The organism is Aminobacter aminovorans (assembly GCF_900445235.1).
GTDB classification, from domain to species: Bacteria; Pseudomonadota; Alphaproteobacteria; order Rhizobiales; family Rhizobiaceae; genus Aminobacter; species Aminobacter aminovorans.
Genome location: NZ_UFSM01000001.1, coordinates 4170525 through 4186881, shown reverse-complemented (window position 1 = coordinate 4186881; position 16357 = coordinate 4170525). Strand labels below are relative to the sequence as shown.

At 62.9% G+C, this 16357-nt stretch carries 19 protein-coding genes; 12 read left to right on the top strand and 7 right to left on the bottom strand.

Annotated features, from left to right (window positions below; all coding sequences use genetic code 11):
* Positions 1-11 precede the first annotated feature (11 nt).
* From DY201_RS20675 to DY201_RS20655, 5 genes are all read left to right on the top strand, one after another.
* Positions 12-662, top strand: coding sequence for a hypothetical protein (locus DY201_RS20675; protein WP_115732837.1), 651 nt, complete (start codon positions 12-14; stop codon positions 660-662).
* The gene (locus DY201_RS20670) at positions 659-1519 is read left to right on the top strand and encodes a 23S rRNA (adenine(2030)-N(6))-methyltransferase RlmJ (protein ID WP_115732836.1); all 861 of its coding nucleotides are present in this window, start codon (positions 659-661) and stop codon (positions 1517-1519) included. Before DY201_RS20675 ends, DY201_RS20670 begins: the two co-directional genes overlap by 4 nt.
* Before the next feature lie 53 nt (positions 1520-1572).
* On the top strand, positions 1573-2016 hold the full coding sequence (locus DY201_RS20665) for a hypothetical protein (protein WP_115732835.1): 444 nt from the start codon (positions 1573-1575) through the stop codon (positions 2014-2016).
* Between the two features lie 16 nt (positions 2017-2032).
* Entirely contained in the window at positions 2033-2746 is a 714-nt protein-coding gene (locus tag DY201_RS20660; protein WP_115733901.1) for a ribonuclease T2 family protein, read from the top strand.
* 131 nt (positions 2747-2877) lie between these two features.
* On the top strand, positions 2878-3477 hold the full coding sequence (locus DY201_RS20655; protein WP_115733900.1) for a glutathione S-transferase family protein: 600 nt from the start codon (positions 2878-2880) through the stop codon (positions 3475-3477).
* Between the two features lie 46 nt (positions 3478-3523).
* Here the strand turns inward: DY201_RS20655 and DY201_RS20650 are convergent, their stop codons facing one another.
* The 5 genes from DY201_RS20650 to DY201_RS20625 all read right to left on the bottom strand — a co-directional run bounded on the left by DY201_RS20650 (position 3524) and on the right by DY201_RS20625 (position 8817).
* Positions 3524-4399: an alpha-1,2-fucosyltransferase gene (locus DY201_RS20650; protein WP_115732834.1), complete on the bottom strand. Its 876-nt coding sequence runs from the start codon at positions 4397-4399 to the stop codon at positions 3524-3526.
* A gap of 617 nt (positions 4400-5016) precedes the next feature.
* Positions 5017-5862 carry an HNH endonuclease signature motif containing protein gene (locus DY201_RS20645; RefSeq protein WP_131922202.1) on the bottom strand — a complete coding sequence of 282 codons (846 nt, stop codon included), beginning with the start codon at positions 5860-5862 and terminating at the stop codon, positions 5017-5019.
* A gap of 633 nt (positions 5863-6495) precedes the next feature.
* Positions 6496-7410, bottom strand: a complete 915-nt coding sequence (locus tag DY201_RS20640; protein ID WP_131922200.1) for a HEPN domain-containing protein — start codon at positions 7408-7410, stop codon at positions 6496-6498.
* Between the two features lie 264 nt (positions 7411-7674).
* The gene (locus DY201_RS29150) at positions 7675-7962 is read right to left on the bottom strand and encodes a hypothetical protein (protein ID WP_165915784.1); all 288 of its coding nucleotides are present in this window, start codon (positions 7960-7962) and stop codon (positions 7675-7677) included.
* A gap of 195 nt (positions 7963-8157) precedes the next feature.
* Positions 8158-8817, bottom strand: a complete 660-nt coding sequence (locus tag DY201_RS20625) for an outer membrane protein (RefSeq protein ID WP_115732830.1) — start codon at positions 8815-8817, stop codon at positions 8158-8160.
* A 417-nt stretch (positions 8818-9234) separates the two neighbouring features.
* Here DY201_RS20625 and DY201_RS20620 point away from each other — a divergent pair, with 417 nt between their 5' ends.
* The 7 genes from DY201_RS20620 (at position 9235) to DY201_RS20590 (ending at position 14965) form a co-directional block, all read left to right on the top strand.
* On the top strand, positions 9235-9999 hold the full coding sequence (locus tag DY201_RS20620) for an SDR family oxidoreductase (RefSeq protein ID WP_115732829.1): 765 nt from the start codon (positions 9235-9237) through the stop codon (positions 9997-9999).
* On the top strand, positions 9996-12092 hold the full coding sequence (gene uvrC / locus DY201_RS20615; protein WP_115732828.1) for an excinuclease ABC subunit UvrC: 2097 nt from the start codon (positions 9996-9998) through the stop codon (positions 12090-12092). The genes DY201_RS20620 and uvrC overlap by 4 nt, the downstream gene beginning before the upstream one ends.
* Before the next feature lie 104 nt (positions 12093-12196).
* Positions 12197-12793: a CDP-diacylglycerol--glycerol-3-phosphate 3-phosphatidyltransferase gene (gene pgsA, locus DY201_RS20610; RefSeq protein ID WP_115732827.1), complete on the top strand. Its 597-nt coding sequence runs from the start codon at positions 12197-12199 to the stop codon at positions 12791-12793.
* Between the two features lie 4 nt (positions 12794-12797).
* A complete protein-coding gene (moaD, locus tag DY201_RS20605) occupies positions 12798-13052 on the top strand; it encodes a molybdopterin converting factor subunit 1 (RefSeq protein ID WP_115732826.1) in 255 nt (84 codons plus the stop codon).
* Between the two features lie 5 nt (positions 13053-13057).
* Complete coding sequence (locus DY201_RS20600) at positions 13058-13525, top strand: molybdenum cofactor biosynthesis protein MoaE (RefSeq protein WP_115732825.1); 468 nt, start codon at positions 13058-13060, stop codon at positions 13523-13525.
* 148 nt (positions 13526-13673) lie between these two features.
* Positions 13674-14441 (top strand): YbaY family lipoprotein, encoded by a 768-nt coding sequence (locus tag DY201_RS20595; RefSeq protein ID WP_115732824.1) that lies wholly within the window; start codon positions 13674-13676, stop codon positions 14439-14441.
* A 110-nt stretch (positions 14442-14551) separates the two neighbouring features.
* Positions 14552-14965: a hypothetical protein gene (locus tag DY201_RS20590; protein WP_131922199.1), complete on the top strand. Its 414-nt coding sequence runs from the start codon at positions 14552-14554 to the stop codon at positions 14963-14965.
* Positions 14966-15119: 154 nt separating this feature from the next.
* On the opposite strand, the gene ndk is transcribed toward DY201_RS20590, so the two are convergent.
* Positions 15120-15542, bottom strand: coding sequence for a nucleoside-diphosphate kinase (gene ndk / locus DY201_RS20585; RefSeq protein ID WP_115732822.1), 423 nt, complete (start codon positions 15540-15542; stop codon positions 15120-15122).
* 74 nt (positions 15543-15616) lie between these two features.
* Positions 15617-16309: a glutathione S-transferase family protein gene (locus DY201_RS20580; RefSeq protein ID WP_115732821.1), complete on the bottom strand. Its 693-nt coding sequence runs from the start codon at positions 16307-16309 to the stop codon at positions 15617-15619.
* Positions 16310-16357 lie beyond the last annotated feature (48 nt).

Here is a 16357-nt window from a genome sequence, read left to right as displayed (position 1 = left end):
TTTCGAGCGTCATGCGGTTCCTGTTTCTGATCATCCTGCTTGCCGGCACCGGCCTCGGCATCCTCTATCCCTGGGCGGCGACCAATTTTGCCGGTCGCGAGATCGGCACCTACCGCGCCTATGACCGGTCAGGGGGATATCGCCCGGTCGAGGTCGCGCTGGCGTCGAGCGATGCGCCGGTGCGCGTGCTGGTGGATCTGACCACGCTGGCGCCGCCGCAGGTCAATCCGGCAAGTGCCGTGCTGACCATCACCGCCTCGACGCGCGGCCAGACCGTGCTGGCCGAGGCGCTGAATTTTTACGACACCACCCCGCGCGAGCGCAGCCCGCAACTGCCCGACCCGGTGTTCCGCGACGATGCCGGGCTGATCCGCGAAGTCCAGCCGGGGAGCTATCGCTTCGTCATCGAGCAGGGCGATGCCGACAACATCCAGATCCAGCGCGTCGATCTCATATTGCGTTCGGGCGGCCTCGAGGTCGACGAGCGCGCCCAGCCGATCGGATTGTCGCTGATGGCCATAGGCTTCGTCGGCCTGGTGCTGTCGCTGCGCCGCAAAAAGGACAGCCGGCCCGACAATCCCAATTCCCAGCCGCCCAATTCGCAGCAGCCAAATTCTCGGCAGCCTGCGCCGCGCTGGGGCAGGGACGCCGACAAGTCATGAACTATCGCCACGCCTATCATGCCGGGAATTTTGCCGACGTGGTCAAGCACGCCGTGCTCGCCCGGCTGGTCGAATATCTCAAGCGCAAGGACAAGGCGTTTCGCGTCATCGACACCCATGCCGGCATCGGGCTCTACGACCTCGGATCGGCAGAGGCCGAAAAGACAGGCGAATGGCATGACGGCATCGGCCGCCTGATCGAGGCCCAATTGCCTGTCGATGCCGCCGCATTGCTGGCGCCCTATCTCGACGCCGTCAGGGCGGTCAATGCCGAGGGCCGGATCGAACGCTATCCCGGCTCGCCGGTCATCGCGCGGCATCTCATGCGCAAGCAGGACCGCCTGTCGGCGATCGAACTGCACCCCGAGGACGCAAGGACGCTGGCCCAGCAGTTCGAAGGCGACTTCCAGACCCGCGTCACCGAGCTCGACGGCTGGCTGGCGCTGGGCGCGCATCTGCCGCCCAAGGAAAAGCGCGGCCTGGTGCTCGTCGATCCGCCCTTCGAGATCGGCGGCGAGTTCGACCGGCTGGTCGACGGGCTGAAGAAGGCGCACCGGCGCTGGCCGGGCGGCATCTTCGCCTTGTGGTATCCGGTCAAGGACCGCAAGGCGGTGGCGGCGTTCCGCACAGCGCTCGCCGACGCTGCCATCCCCAAGATCATGGACATCGAATTCTACATCCGGCAGCCCTCGGCCGAGCCCAGGCTCGACGGCACCGGCATGGTGGTGGTCAACCCGCCCTACCAGCTGGAGGCCGAGCTTAAGACCATGCTGCAGGCGCTCGGCAAGCTGCTGGCCGAAGGGCCCGGCGCACGCTGGTCGGTCGAGTGGCTGGCTGGTGAAGCCGCGGCTGCTTGACCGCAAGGCGGCGAAACCGCAAACTGGGCGACACAAGCCTTGGAGTGGGAACCATGAGTCGCGTCGCCAGCACCATCTTTGCCGTTATGATCGGCCTCGGAGCGGCCCTGTCGGGCGCAGGCTCTGCGCAGGCAGCCGACCTTTCGGTCGGCGCCGACTATTCCGATCCGGGCATCTGCGGCAATGCGGCGGTGCTCAACCGCATCACCAGCCGCTTCAGCTACCAGGTTCGCCACGTGCCGAACCTGCCGCAGGTCGCCATCACCGATTTCCAGCGCATCCACGAACACCGCTACGAGCCGGCTGATGAGAGCCATCCGATCGGCCGCCGTTATTGCGGCGCGACCGTGGTTCTTTCTGACGGCGCCGACCGCGACATCTGGTACCTGATCGAGGAAGGCATGGGCTTTGCCTCGATCGGCGACAATGTCGAGTTCTGCGTCTCGGGCTTCGACCGCTGGTATGTCTATAACGGCCGCTGCCGCGTCCTGCGCTGAGGCCGGCTCGGCTGACATGATCCGCAACGTCCTGAAGGTCGCGCTGACAAGTGCGGCCTTTGCCTTGTTGGCCGCCTGTGCGCCGGCCGAGCAGTCGCAGCCCTCCGACAAGACATCGACCGAAACCAAGCAGGCGGCCGCGGTCGTCCCGCGCGGCGAGGGCTTCGACTTCTACGTCCTGGCTCTGTCCTGGTCGCCGAGCTATTGCGAGGCCGAGGGCGAGCAGGCCAATGGCCAGCAATGCCGCGCCGGCCGCCCCTATGGCTTCGTCGTGCATGGGCTGTGGCCGCAATATGAGCGCGGCTTTCCCGAGAGCTGCCCGACCGGCAACAGCGACGTTTCGAGCGACAGGCTGCGCAGCCTCTACGACCTGATACCCTCGGCCGGCCTGATCCGCCACCAGTGGCGCAAGCACGGCAGCTGCAGCGGGCTCGGTCAGGACGACTATTTCAAGGTGCTGCGGGCGGCCCGCGAGAAGATCGAAATTCCAAAGGAATTCAAGAGCCTGGAGAGCTACCGCACGCTGTCGCCCGATCAGGCCGAGCGTGCCTTCCTGCAGTCCAATCCTCAGATGTCGGCCGCTTCGGTCGCGGTGACCTGCGACCGGCGCTTCCTGCGCGAGGTGCGCATCTGCATGGGCAAGGATCTCGCCTTCCGCGCCTGTCCCGAGATCGACCGCCGCAGCTGCCGCCTCGACAGGGTGGTGATGCCGCCGGTGCGTGCCCGCTGATTTTGCCAGCGGCGTGCTCTGCCGGCCGCCTGAATCTGCCGCCCGATGGTTCTGTTGGCCACTGATTCTACCGGCACCGTGTTGCCGCGGCAGCGCGTGCTGCTATGGTCGCCGGCGCAAAGGGGACCTCCATGCCGAAACTCTTCTATTCTCCCGCTTCGCCCTACAGCGGCAAGGTCCGCATGGCGGCCGCTTACGTTGGCATCGCGGTCGAATCCGTCACCGTCGAGACCGGTCCGCAGCCGGCCATGCTGACCGACGTCAATCCGCTCGGCAAGATCCCGGTCTGGATCACCGATGCGGGCGAGGGCATCTATGACAGCCGCGTCATCACCCAGTATCTGAACCGGCTTTCCGGCAACAAGCTGTTCCCGCGCAATGCCGAAAAGCGGCTCGATGCGGAACGTTTGGAGGCACTGGCCGACGGCATCTGCGATTGCCTCCTGGCGATCGTCTACGAACGCCGCGCACGTCCCGAGGAGATCGTCCACCAGCCCTGGATCGACAAGCAGTGGACCAAGGCGACGCGCGCGCTCGACCTGCTCAATGCCAACCCGCCGAAGCTGCCCAAGGCGATCAGCGCGGGCCAGATCGCGCTCAGGGCGGCGATCGGCTATCTCGACCTGCGCTTTGCCGGCAAGTGGGAGAAGGGTCGCCCGCGCCTCAAGCGCTGGGCCGCCCGCTTCGACGAGAAGTTCCCGGAGCTCAAGGCGATCATCCCGCAAGGCTGAGGTGCTGCCGGGTCGGCTTCCGGTCGCCTCTGCCCGGGCCTGGCGCTCAGGCCTGGTTGGACAGCTTCAGCCAGCTGTCGGGCAGGATGTCGGGATTGCTGGCGGACGGATCGGCAAGCCACGACGCCGGCCCGATGACGATCTTGTCGGGCGCCGGGTTGAGCCAGGCGCCCCACCAGGAAAAGCTGGAATTGGCGATGATGTGATGGCGGCAGGCGCTCATCAGGCGCATGTCCTCATAGTCGGCGTCGCGGCCATTATGGCCCATCACCCGTTTCTCCACCGGGAAGGAGAGGTTGTCGCGGGCCCAACCGGGATCGTCGGAGAAGACGTAGATGACGGGCTCTTGCGGCATCTTCGAGGCCATCAGGTCGACGGCCTTTGCGTAATATTGCTGCGAGCAGGCGGCAAACAGCGCCTGGTTTTCCGGCAAAAGATAGTCGCCGCGCCGGACATGCAGCGAGATCGCCGGACAGGCGGCGATGTCGGCGAGGTGCCTGGCGTTTTCGGCGCTGGGCGGCGTGACGATGCGCAGATCGTTGCGGATCGTGTCGACGCAGTCGGCGAAATAGCGCTCAGACTGCCAGTAGCCGTCGAGCCAGAGATTGCTGCGCGGGGTGAGCATCGTCGCGTCGAAGCCGAGGCCGTTCTCCTTGACGCGATGCGGGAACCGCCCCGATGCGTGCCAGAGATAATAACGCAGCCGCTCCTGCCTCCGCCGCGGCGGCAGCGTGCCGGAGGTCACGGCCGGACCGATGTTGAAATGGCCGAGCCGGAAGGTGACCGAAGGCGACGCCTCGAACCACCTGGTGTCGAGCACAAGCGCGCTCTGGCTGCGCAGCGCCATGGCGCGTCCCATGGCAAACTGGAACATCTGGTTGCCCAGGCCGGCATAAATGCTGCTGACGATTTGCTGTTTCATCGATGTAGGCGGCCCGCTGCGAAAGTTTGCGCTTAGTGCCAGCGACGGCAGCGGAAATCAAACTCGAATGAGGAGAAGTGGCCATGCCTGTGCATGGCGGCGTCGCCAAGGGAGCAGGCCAGTATCTGATCTTCGACGTCTGGTTCGGGCAAAGCGGAATACTGGGGCAGGGAAGCCAACCAACGACGCCAAGCCTCGACTACTCTGTGGCAATGTAGTTCGATAAATCTGCCTATTCCGACGTCAAACCTTGCCGTTGCGCTCGCTGGCGCGCCGCCGATGCCAGGCCCCGGCACCTCCCTGAACTTCTGGATCAAAGGGCACCCGTTAAGCGGGCGGGGTGACTGCTACCCGCCGTAAGATGCGATGTACCCGAACGCCGCCTTGCATCTTGGGCATTTGATCGGGCGGCCCGGGTCTTCGATGTGATAGTGCTGTCCGATGCGTTGGTGAACACCTTCGTTGAAGACGGCTCACTGCCGGGAGGCGGCCATCGAAGAGTATGGCAAGCTCGCCGAGTAGGAGCCAAGCCTTGAGGAACAGGCAGCGGCCATTGCGCTGAAGCAGATGCAAAAGCCGGCCAACGTAGGGCCGGAAGTGTTCGATGAAGTGAAGGACTAGCCGCTGTCCGAGCCAGTGCGATTTGCAGAGATGTTCTTCCATGCTGCGGCGGCCTTCCAAAGGCGTTCGCGGCGATCTGGCCAGGAAACGATCGCGCCTCCACCGTTGTGGTCGATAGAAAAACTGCTGTTGTTAATTCTTAGCGAAATACCGACTAATGCAAGCTCAGCAATTGAAACCCCGGGTGCACTTCCTTTGTCCATTGCAATTCCGTTTCCAGATATTTGGAAACGCTGTCCATTCAGCCAGAAAGTACCGGTGAGGGAGGCCGGGATACGTTGGGCGTTGATAGACAGGTTTATGCTACCCGCGCGCTCTCTGATCGTGAGCTTCTGCCAATCGGCTTCAATATCCCACGCCATTGGGTTGCCTGAAATCCACTCGTTTCGATCCAGTACACAGAGTGACACATTCGACTGCGATCGAAGGTTCGCTGAAACCAGCATGGCACCGTCTCGGATTTCCATCCCCAAGACGACTTGCCCGTCTATATCGAGGACGTCCCCCTCGTTGACGACAATGACAGAGCCAAGCTGGATTGCAGGATAGGATTGCCTAACCGCTAATAGTCCTTTTGCTAAGCCATTGCTCACGTTGCACGGCTGAGCTTTTGCTTGCCGCTGTTCGATTTCAGGAAATGCTCCTTTCGTGGCTTGATCGTGATGGAGCGGGCAAAGCGCCATCATGTCTTCTGGCCGGTTGTGGTTCTCGTCTGCCCACTCAACGATGTGGTGGTACTGGAGAATTGGGTTGCCGCATACGCAGCACCCAAACCCAGCTTCTTGTCGAAGTTGACGCTTAACTGGGCTGGGGACGGCTGAACGCACGCTGTTTTCTGCCATCCGGCACTCTCTTCTTCTGCGGACATTATCATGCAATTTACTGACAAAGTCTCTGTCGCGGGAACGCGGCGGGTCAGAACGCCGCGCCGAGCCGTAACCGTATCTGTCAAAAGATTGCGAACGATCTCAACCGAATGCATCTTGTTCGGTTGAACAGTGCCGTTGATCTGGTGTCCGAAAATCAGGCAGAATTAGACCCAGAACAAATATCTTCGGTGACGTACGCCAATCACTGGCGAGCCGGCGATGGCAAGCCCCGGCAACTCCCTGAAGTTCTAGATCAAAGGGCACCCGAATAATCGGGGCGGGGTGATCAATCGGGATTGTAGAACCCATTACGAACAGTTGAGATACACTGGGCGTAGGTCTCCAGCACCCACTTTCGATCTGCGGGGTTAGGGTCGCCTGCATAAAGAGGCCTTTTCTCCAAGCGAGAAATGACCTCCATCAAGTGGAGCGCCACATGTTCAGGCGAGTTCTCGCCGATGTGAACCACTGAACTGTCTGCCATTTTCCCCTCCAAGTATTGAGCGCTCATCCTCCCATGACGGTTAGCGCCTGTCGAGCCGACATCAGGTGAACCATGACCACGTTCTAGAAAGCCGTGATCGCCCCAGCAAATTCATCGACTAGTCATCGAAACAATAGGCTGTCCAGATAGGGGTCCCGCCCCTTTCCATCGAACTTGCCGATCAATTCGGGCTCAGACAGAATCTTAATAAAGGCACGGCGAAGTGTCTTTTCTGTTGCCTTAGTTAGTTCCATGGACTTTTCTTTACTGAGTTTGACAAGCCTCCGCCCATGCACGACCTTGGATCGGTACGAGTAGGCCTCCTTAACATTCTCAAAGATATGCCTCTTTTCGTCAGCATTGTCTCCGATGAAAAGCCCAATCCGTTGGGCAAGCCTGTATGTGGTTTCACCAGCTGATTCAGGGCCGAAAAGCGCTTCCAGAACGACCCACTCCAATAGGAAACGGGTCTCCCAGTGGTGCTCGCGTAGCGCTGGAAAAAGCATTCTGAGCGCAAACCAAGTCGTTGCTTTCCGGTCAAGATGGAGAATCTTAGCTAGCAAGGCTCCCGCCATCTTCAGATCGCCGAGGGTCGGCTGGTTCTCTATGTCGTCGTCGGAGGTGAGCACTCTAGCAATCGAGCTACCTTGGCGCATTGAATCAGAATCCCCACGGGCGCTAAAGTGCAATGTGGGCCCGCACGACAAACGAGATGGCTTGACCAGCCACAAGGCAATTGCGGCCAAGGTGAACTTCTCGTCGATTGTCCTCTGAATTGTCCGTGGATTGTCTCCCCGCCAGTCGGGGTCGGGGCTGCCCAGAGCCTCCGCTTCGTACTCGGTCGTGAACGCTACCTGCGGGTCGTCCAGTATCTGTTGTCTCTCTCTCCACGGTAGGTAGTCCAAAGCAGACTCGGTCCGAACCCAGTCAGGTAAGTTCTCAATATGAATGCCTGCTGAAAGGTGGATCGGCAAAACCAGCGGGTCGTCGAAGTGCATTCCTATCGCGATCGAACATGCAAACCAGTTCTGGCTCAAAGTGCCCCCCCGACGTTGGTTGAATTCAATCAAAGGTAATCAAGCATGGCGCACGGCAGCAAGAGGTTGGGCGCAGGGCGCAAATCAGGAGCCGCTACAAAGCGAACCCTGGCAATTGCGGACAAATGCTACAGCCGAAGGTCTGACGCATCTGGAAGTCATGCTGACGGCCATGCGCGAGCACGCCAAAGGGAAGCGGCGGGACGAGGCTGCATCGATCGCAAAGGATGCCGCTCCCTACATGCACGCCAAGCTGGCATCGGTTCAGCACACCCTCGCGGCGGCCCGATCCCAACAGTCGACCTGACGAAACTGAGTGGTGATGAACTCGAACAACTCGAAAGCATCTTCGGCCCGCTTGCCGGACCTGGCGACGATGATGCGCAAGATCAGGCAGGAGAGGGCGAGGCGAGCAGCTGAGGCTGAACGGGAGCGGGTCGCTCGGGATGCTGAGCGCATCATGGCGCGGTGCAGACGCTGTTCGCCTATGTCATCCAGCTTGCGGGCAATGGGCTTGTCGGGTGGCAACGACTTTTGCCAGGCGCCGATCAAGATGCGGGCGCGTTGTCAACTGACCGGCGCGGGAGCCGGAAGACCTCGCCCGGAACATGCCGGTAAACATGTCCCCGGAAAGACCATCGCTGCGACGGCCTCAGCATCCGGGCGCGCCCCGACGAGGCTAAAGCCGGAACCAACAAAAAAGCCGGGCGTGAGCCCGGCTTTTTCGTGTGTGCTGATCTCTGGAGATCAGAACTTCATACCGACGCCGAACTGGATGCGGTGATCCTTGTTCGAGATTTCGGTGTTGCCTGCGCCAAGCGCGAAGGTGTCGGTGCCGAGGTCGGTGTAGCGGTACTCGACGCGGCCGAAGACAGACTCGGTGAGCTTGACGTCGGTGCCGACGCCGGCAGTCCAGCCGAGCATGGTGTTCTTGTCTTCGATGCCGCCCTGCGTTGCCTTGACCTGTGCGCCAGCGCCACCAGCGGTAGCGTAGAGCAGGATGTCAGGGGTCACGACATAGCCGAGACGGGCGCGCAGCGAGCCTTCGAAGCCGTTCTTGACCGAGGTGCCGGCATTGTCGCCTTCGACGCCGCTGTAGCCAAGGTCGCCTTCAGCGCCGAGGACGAAGTTTTCCATCTGGTAGTTGTAACCAGCGAAAGCGCCGCCGAGGAAGCCGCTGGTGCTGATCTTGTTGCCGGCAGCGTCAGCTTCGCCGCTGAAGCCGTAGCCGAGCGTCACACCGGCATAGGGGCCGGACCAGGTGTTGACGGGCGGCTGTTCCATCGGCGCTGCAGGTGCCGGCGGCTCTTCCATGACGACGTCGGCAGCGAACGAAGGCATCGAAGCCAGCGCGACCAGGCCGAACGCCGCTGCAAGCGGACGAGCGTGCTTGAGAATGGCAGTCATTGTTTTACTCCTTAAGCCAACTACACACTGGCTCTTTTTTAACTGGCGCCCCTAGCCCGTCCGGGGGGAGAAACGGGCTGGGCGCCGAACAGTTCCGAATGTCGTGTCGAAATGCGGCTGAACCGAACCTGAAGTTGGGTGATTGCCCGGCGCAAATGAGGCTGAAGCGTGACGTTGCATGCGTGCAACAGCCGTGTCAGGAGCTTTGCCAGCCATTTGCCTGAAGCCGCTTGGTACAAGGGATTGGGCGTTCTATATCTCGCATGCCGGCCTGCTTCGCCGGCAGGTTTTCGGGCGGTATCGCAGGCATTCGCCACATTGCCGCCAGATCGATGAACGGCTTTTTACAGAGGTTACCAAGAGGTAGCCGAAGCCTGGCTTTGCGGAAGCTGGCGGATAGCAGGAGAGGACGACTGGATGGCTGACATGGCAGGCAACGTGCTGGTGACGGGTGGGGCCAAGCGCATCGGCCGCGCCATCGTCGAAGACCTTGCCGCGCATGGCTTTGGCGTTGCCATCCATTGCAACCATGCGCGCAAGGCCGCCGACGATCTCGCCGCCACCATCAATGCCGGCGGCGGCAGGGCCGTCGTCGTCCAGGCCGACCTCGCCGACATGGTGTCGGTGGACGGCCTTGTCGCCGATGCCGCAGCCAGGCTCGGGCCGATCTCGCTGCTGGTCAACAATGCGTCGGCCTTCGAAGTCGATTCGGTCACCGATTTCGGCTGGGAGGTGTGGGACAGGCATTTCGCCCTGCATGTGAAGACGCCGGCATTGCTGGCCAAGAATTTCGCCGCGGCCCTGCCCGAGGGCGCCGAAGGCCTGATCGTCAACATGATCGACCAGCGCGTGCTCAAGCCGACGCCGCAATATTTCTCCTATTCGCTGTCGAAGGCGGCGATGTGGGCGGCGACCAGGACGATGGCGCAGGCGCTGGCGCCTAGGATTCGCGTCAATGCCATCGGACCCGGCCCGACGCTGCCGAGCTCGCGCCAGGATGCCGCCGCCTTTGCAGCCCAGCTCGACGGGCTGATCCTCAAGCACGGGCCGGCACTGGCGGAATTCGGCGCGACGATCCGCTATCTCTGGCAGTCGCGGTCGGTGACCGGCCAGATGATCGCGCTGGACGGCGGACAGCATCTTGCCTGGCAGACGCCCGACGTGACAGGCATGGTGGAATGAGTCCACGCCATTCCGATACCGGCACCGGCCTCCGCAAGGGCGGCAAGGCTGCCGAAGACATGCCCGACGCAGAGCTCGATGACGACGAGGCGGCGGAAGAGATTGTCGTCTCGGCCGGTCCGGACCTGCCTTTCACCGCCATAGACTGGACCGCGCATGCCAGCGACGCCGACGGCATGGTCGGCGCCGAGGTGATCCAGACGCTGGTCAAGCGGCTGCCCAATGCGCCCGGCGTCTACCGCATGATGAATGCCGCCGGCGACGTGCTGTATGTCGGCAAGGCGCGCAGCCTCAAGAAGCGCGTCACCAACTATGCGCAGGGGCGCTTCCACACCAACCGCATCGGCAAGATGGTGCGCGAGACGGCGACGATGGAGTTCGTCGTCACCCGCACCGAGATCGAGGCGCTGCTGCTCGAAGCAAACCTGATCAAGCGCCTCAGGCCGCGCTTCAACGTCTTGATGCGCGACGACAAGTCGTTTCCCTACATCATGCTGACCAGCGACCACACCGCGCCCGGCATCTACAAGCATCGCGGCGCGCGCTCGCGCAAGGGCGGCGACTATTTCGGGCCGTTCGCCTCGGCGCAGGCGGTCGGCCGCACCATCAACTCGCTGCAGCGCGCCTTCCTGCTGCGCAGCTGCACCGACTCGTTCTTCGACAACCGCACCCGGCCGTGCCTGCTGTTCCAGATCAAGCGTTGTGCGGCCCCTTGCACCGGCGAGATTTCGCGCGAGGGTTATGACGAGCTGGTGCAGGAGGCCAAGGACTTCCTCTCCGGCCGCAGCCAGAAGGTGAAGACCGAGATTTCGGGCCAGATGCAGCAGGCGGCCGAGGATCTCGATTTCGAACGCGCCGCCGTCTATCGCGACCGCCTGGCGGCGCTGTCGCATGTGCAGAGCCATCAGGGCATCAACCCGCAGACCATCGACGAGGCCGATGTCTTCGCCATCCATCAGGAGGGCGGGCAGACCGGCATCCAGGTGTTCTTCTTCCGCACCGGCCAGAACTGGGGCAACCGCGCCTATTTCCCCAAGGCCGACCCGTCGCTGGAGGCAGCCGAAGTGCTCGGCTCGTTCCTCGCCCAGTTCTATGACGACAAGCCGTCGCCGCGGGCGATCCTCTTGTCGCATGCCGTCGAGGAGCAGCAACTGCTCGCCGAAGCGCTGTCCACCCGCGCCGGCCACAAGGTGGCGATCTCGGTGCCGCAGCGCGGCGAGAAGAAGGACATCGTCGACCACGCCGTGCAGAACGCCCGCGAGGCGCTCGGCCGCAGGCTGGCGGAAACGTCGACCCAGGCGCGGCTGCTCGAAGGCTTTGCCCAGACCTTCGGGCTGGACAAGCCGCCGGTGCGCATCGAGGTCTACGACAACTCGCACATCATGGGCACCAATGCCGTCGGCGGCATGGTGGTCGCCGGCCCCGAAGGCTTCGTCAAGAACCAGTACCGCAAGTTCAACATCCGCTCGACCGACATCACCCCCGGCGACGACTTCGGCATGATGCGCGAAGTGATGACGCGCCGCTTTTCGCGCCTGCTCAAGGAGCATGGCGGCGACCAGCCGGTGGAAGCGGCCGCCATGGATCAGGATGCGGGTATCGAGGATGCAGGTATCGAGGATGCAGGGGCGTTTCCGGCATGGCCCGACGTCATCCTCATCGACGGCGGCCAGGGCCAGATGACGGCGGTGCGCGCCATGCTGGCCGAACTCGGCATCGAGGACCGCGTCATTGCCATCGGCGTCGCCAAGGGCCAGGACCGCGAGGCGGGCCGCGAGCGTTTCTTCGTCAGGGGCAAGGAGTCGTTCTCGCTGCCGGTGCGCGACCCCGTGCTCTATTTCGTCCAGCGCCTGCGCGACGAGGCGCACCGCTTCGCCATCGGTTCGCACCGGGCACGGCGCAAGAAGGAGATGGTCAAGAACCCGCTCGACGAGATCGGCGGCATCGGGCCGAGTCGCAAGCGCGCGCTGCTTCTGGCCTTCGGCACCGCAAAGGCGGTGAGCCGGGCGGCTGTCGACGACCTGATGGCCGTCGAGGGCATCTCGGAATCGATCGCGCGCCTTGTTTACAACCATTTTCACGATAATGGGTGATCATGAGAATTGTCGTCCGGCGTCCGCTCGGGCTATCGATAGACAGTTGACCCCCACGCCCCCGTTCTGATTTCACTACGGCAGACGAAAGAGCATAAGACACCATGGCCCAGCGCGCATTCAATCTGCCCAACATGCTGACCTACGCGCGCATCGTGGCCGTGCCGCTGGTCGTATTGTGCTTCTTCCTCGAGGGCACGTTGAAGTCGAGCGACTTCGCCCGCTGGAGCGCGCTCGTCATCTTCATTGCCGCCAGCGTCACCGACTATCTCGACGGCTACCTGGCGCGCGCCTGGAAGCAGACCTCGAATATCGGCCGCATGCTCGATCCGATCGCCGACAAGCTGCTTGTCGCCACCTGCCTGCTGTTGCTTGCCGCCGATACCGACCATCGCGGCGGCATCGCCGGCTGGTCGCTATGGGCGGCGATCATCATCCTGTGCCGCGAGATCCTGGTCTCGGGCCTGCGTGAATATCTCGCCGCGCTGAAGGTCAGCGTGCCGGTGACCCAGCTTGCCAAGTGGAAGACGGCGATCCAGATGGTGGCCATCGCCTTCCTGCTCGCCGGCCCGGCCGGCGACAAGGTCTTCCCGCTGACCACCCAGGTCGGCCTCGTGCTGTTGTGGATCGCAGCCCTGGTGACGCTCTATACCGGCTACGACTATTTCCGCGCCGGCCTGAAGCACATCATGGACGAGTGAGACCATGACCAAGCTCATCTATTTCGCCTGGGTGCGCGAGCGCATCGGCAAGGCCGAAGAAGAGGTCGAGCTGCCCGCCGACGTCAAGACGGTGCGGGAGCTTTTGCTGTGGCTCAAGTCGCGCGGCGAGGAATTCGAAAGCGCCCTGCAGCACCCCGAGGTGATCCGGGTTGCGATCAACCAGGAGCATGTCGATCACCGCGAGCCGATCGGCGGCGCGCGTGAGATCGCGCTGTTTCCGCCGATGACGGGCGGCTGAAACAGATGGCCGTCGCGCCGATGGTGCGCATCCAGGCGACCGATTTCGACGTTGCCGCCGAGATCGCGCTGTTGACGCAGGGCAGGGCGGATGTCGGTGCGGTCGTCACCTTCACCGGTCTCTGCCGCGACGAGGCCGGCAGCCTGGCCGCACTTGAACTCGAACATTATCCCGGCATGGCCGAGGCCGAGATCACGCGCATCGCCAACGACGCGCTGGCGCGCTGGCCGCTGGCCGGCATCACCGCCATCCACCGCTTCGGCAAGATCAGGCCGGGCGAGAACATCGTGCTGGTCGTCGCTGCCTCCAGGCACCGGCAGGCCGCCTTCGAGGCGGCAAGCTTCCTGATGGACTATCTCAAGTCGCGCGCCCCGTTCTGGAAGAAGGAACACCTGATCGACGGCAGCGAAGGCAGCTGGGTCGACGCCAAGGAAAGCGACGACGCCGCTGCTGCCCGCTGGGCGAAGTCCTGATCGATAGCGGCCGCGATTGCTCTCGGCGGCCATCGAACCACCGTATTCCTTTGCCGTTTTGGCGCTGATGCCCCGCGGCTTCGCAGTCTCGGGAACAGATGGACGGCGCCTCGCGCGCCCTGGCAACAACTGAAACGGGGAGGCTGCCTTGCTCGGCAAGCTCGCGGAATTTGTGATGTTCGGCTTCATGCCGCTGGTCGTCGGCATGCTCGCGGTTCCAGCCGTGGCAACGGCTGACGATACCCTGGTCACCGGCGAGGTGCTCTATCGGGAGCGCATCGCCCTGCCTGCGAATGCGGTGCTTTCGGTACAGCTTGCCGATGTCTCGCTCGCCGACGCGCCGGCCCGGATCCTCGGCGAGCAGAAGATCGATCCGGCAGGCCAGGTGCCGATCAGGTTTGCCATCCCCTTCGATCCCACCGCGATCAAGACCAACATGACCTACGCCTTGCAGGCCCGCATCAGCGTCGATGACCAGCTCTGGTTCATCAATGACGTCAGCCATACGCTCGATCCGCTGACGGCGGGACCGCAGACGATTGAGGTCAAGATGGTCCGCCAGTCCGCCGCCACCGCGGAGGTCACGATTTTTGAGCGCGACTGGGTTGCCGAGGACATCGACGGCGCAGCCGCGCATGACAAGGCCAGGCCGACGCTGCGCATCGGCACGGACGGCAAGGTGTCGGGTCGCGGCGGCTGCAACGGCTTCTTCGGCAGCGCCAAGGTCGACGGCGACAAGGTGGCCTTTGGCCAGATGGGCTCGACCGAGATGGCCTGCGAGCAGGCGGTGATGGACCAGGAGCACAGGTTCCACCAGGCACTCGAGCGCGCTGCCAGCTTCAGGATCGTTGAGGGCAAGTTGCTGGTGGCGGACAAGGACGGCAAGGACATATTGCGTTTCGGCGCCGGCGGCTGATTGAATCAATTTCACAACGGATTGAATCGGTTTCGTCGCCAATGCCGCCAAGCCATTGAAATGTCTGGCGGGCATGAAGCCGGGTTGTGAACCGAGACGAGAAGTGCCTCGTGAACACATATCGTATCTATCGGTTGCTGATCATTCGGTGTGGGTCTGCCTGGTGTTGCCTCGCCAGCGCGGCGGGAGCAAGGGCTGACGATCAACCGCCGCTTCGCGTTGCCGATTTTGAGCAATGGGTGGACCAGCTGGCAAGTGAAGCAAACGGCAATCGGGCGCTCCTGGCCGGCAAGCTGCAGGCATCCGGCTTTACCTGTGGGCCTTCCGATACCGTGCAACTCGGATGTGTCCGGTTCGGCTGCAAGAAGCTGGCAGGCATGTTCTGGCGAGGAGCCTTGCTCCAGTGGTCGGTCGACGAATTCCAGGGAAAGTTTCGTGGAACCGCAATGAGCTATGGCTGGGCAAAAGGTTGCCATCCACCGGAACGTGTCGAGCAAGAGCAGAAGCGCTTTGTCTTGCAATAGATGCGGCGGTCGTCCTTGACGGCGTTGCCTCTGGACGTGAGCGCGCCGAAGAAAAGCGGAAACATGTCAGCGGCCAAACAAAAAGCCGGGGCGTTCCCACCCCGGCTTTTCGATTCTGGATCAGCGACTTGTCAGCCGCTGTTCGCCGGCCGGATCAGCCGACGATTTCGGTGCCCGAGAACCAGTAGGCGATCTCTTCAGCGGCGGTCTCGGGAGCGTCCGAGCCGTGCACCGAGTTTTCGCCGATCGACAGGGCATGGACCTTGCGGATGGTGCCTTCGGCAGCGTTTGCCGGATTGGTGGCGCCCATCACTTCGCGGTTCTTGGCAATGGCGTTCTCGCCTTCGAGCACCTGGACGATCGTCGGAGCCGACGACATGAACTCGACCAGTTCGCCGAAGAAGGGGCGATCCTTGTGGACGGCGTAGAAGCCTTCGGCCTCGCGACGGCTCATCCAGACGCGCTTCGAAGCGACGACGCGCAGGCCGGCGTCTTCGAGCATCTTGGTGATGGCGCCGGTCAGGTTGCGGCGGGTTGCGTCCGGCTTGATCATCGAAAATGTGCGTTCGATCGCCATGTCTGGTCCTTGTGATCTCTGGGATTTGCAGTGTGGCGGGGTCTATACAGGCCGCCCGCCGCATTGCCAAGGGGCTAGGCCGCCGCAGCCACGCGGGCAGCCAGGCCGCCATGCAGGGCGAGGCAGCGGCCAAACCAGGCAGCGATCGGGTCGGCGTCGTCGAGCAATCGGTAGGGCATGGCGATGCGGGCCCATTGCAGCGCGCCGAACACGATGTAGTCGGCAAACAGCGGACCGTCGCCGCCGACAAAGGGCTGGTAGGCAAGCATGCTGCGCAGCGGCTCGAGCGATGCCCTGAAGCTGGCGAGCCCGGCATCGCGCCCTGCCGTCACCTCTTCGAGCGTCTTGCCGAAACGCTGCTCCCGGCTGCCGCGGAAATAGGCGGCATTGGCCCCGTCCTGCATGGCGTGAAGGGCGGTCAGCGCGGCAGCACCGATATAGGGATGGATCGTCAACTGCGACCAGCGCTCGACGAAGCGGGCATGGGCCTCGCCGCCGGCGCCGGCAAACAGCGACGGACGATCCGGATAGGCATGTTCGAGATAGAGCGCGATGGCGAAGGAATCGGCGACCACATGATCGCCGTCGCGGATGACAGGCACGGTTTTGGAAATGCCGCCTTCGACCGCCGCTACGTCGAGAAAACGCGTCGGCACGGTGCGGTATTCGAGCCCCTTATGCTCCAGCGCCATCGCCACCTTCCAGCAATGCGGGCTGAACGGGCGCGCCATATCGCTGCCGACGAGGTCGTAGAGGAGAATGGTCATTGGCGGCTGTTCCCGATGGGCTGTAGTAAGAAGACGATTTTCGAAGCA

Bases quoted from the DNA above. Each gene is read 5' to 3' on its own strand.
- DY201_RS20655 (WP_115733900.1), top strand. From the start codon at position 2,878: ATGCCGAAACTCTTCTATTCTCCCGCTTCGCCCTACAGCGGCAAGGTC.
- DY201_RS20670 (WP_115732836.1), top strand. From the start codon at position 659: ATGAACTATCGCCACGCCTATCATGCCGGGAATTTTGCCGACGTGGTC.
- DY201_RS20620 (WP_115732829.1), top strand. From the start codon at position 9,235: ATGGCTGACATGGCAGGCAACGTGCTGGTGACGGGTGGGGCCAAGCGC.
- DY201_RS20625 (WP_115732830.1), bottom strand. From the start codon at position 8,817: ATGACTGCCATTCTCAAGCACGCTCGTCCGCTTGCAGCGGCGTTCGGC.
- ndk (WP_115732822.1), bottom strand. From the start codon at position 15,542: ATGGCGATCGAACGCACATTTTCGATGATCAAGCCGGACGCAACCCGC.
- DY201_RS20665 (WP_115732835.1), top strand. From the start codon at position 1,573: ATGAGTCGCGTCGCCAGCACCATCTTTGCCGTTATGATCGGCCTCGGA.
- DY201_RS20600 (WP_115732825.1), top strand. From the start codon at position 13,058: ATGGCCGTCGCGCCGATGGTGCGCATCCAGGCGACCGATTTCGACGTT.
- DY201_RS20675 (WP_115732837.1), top strand. From the start codon at position 12: ATGCGGTTCCTGTTTCTGATCATCCTGCTTGCCGGCACCGGCCTCGGC.
- pgsA (WP_115732827.1), top strand. From the start codon at position 12,197: ATGGCCCAGCGCGCATTCAATCTGCCCAACATGCTGACCTACGCGCGC.
- uvrC (WP_115732828.1), top strand. From the start codon at position 9,996: ATGAGTCCACGCCATTCCGATACCGGCACCGGCCTCCGCAAGGGCGGC.
- DY201_RS20660 (WP_115733901.1), top strand. From the start codon at position 2,033: ATGATCCGCAACGTCCTGAAGGTCGCGCTGACAAGTGCGGCCTTTGCC.
- DY201_RS20645 (WP_131922202.1), bottom strand. From the start codon at position 5,862: ATGGCAGAAAACAGCGTGCGTTCAGCCGTCCCCAGCCCAGTTAAGCGT.
- DY201_RS20650 (WP_115732834.1), bottom strand. From the start codon at position 4,399: ATGAAACAGCAAATCGTCAGCAGCATTTATGCCGGCCTGGGCAACCAG.
- moaD (WP_115732826.1), top strand. From the start codon at position 12,798: ATGACCAAGCTCATCTATTTCGCCTGGGTGCGCGAGCGCATCGGCAAG.
- DY201_RS20580 (WP_115732821.1), bottom strand. From the start codon at position 16,309: ATGACCATTCTCCTCTACGACCTCGTCGGCAGCGATATGGCGCGCCCG.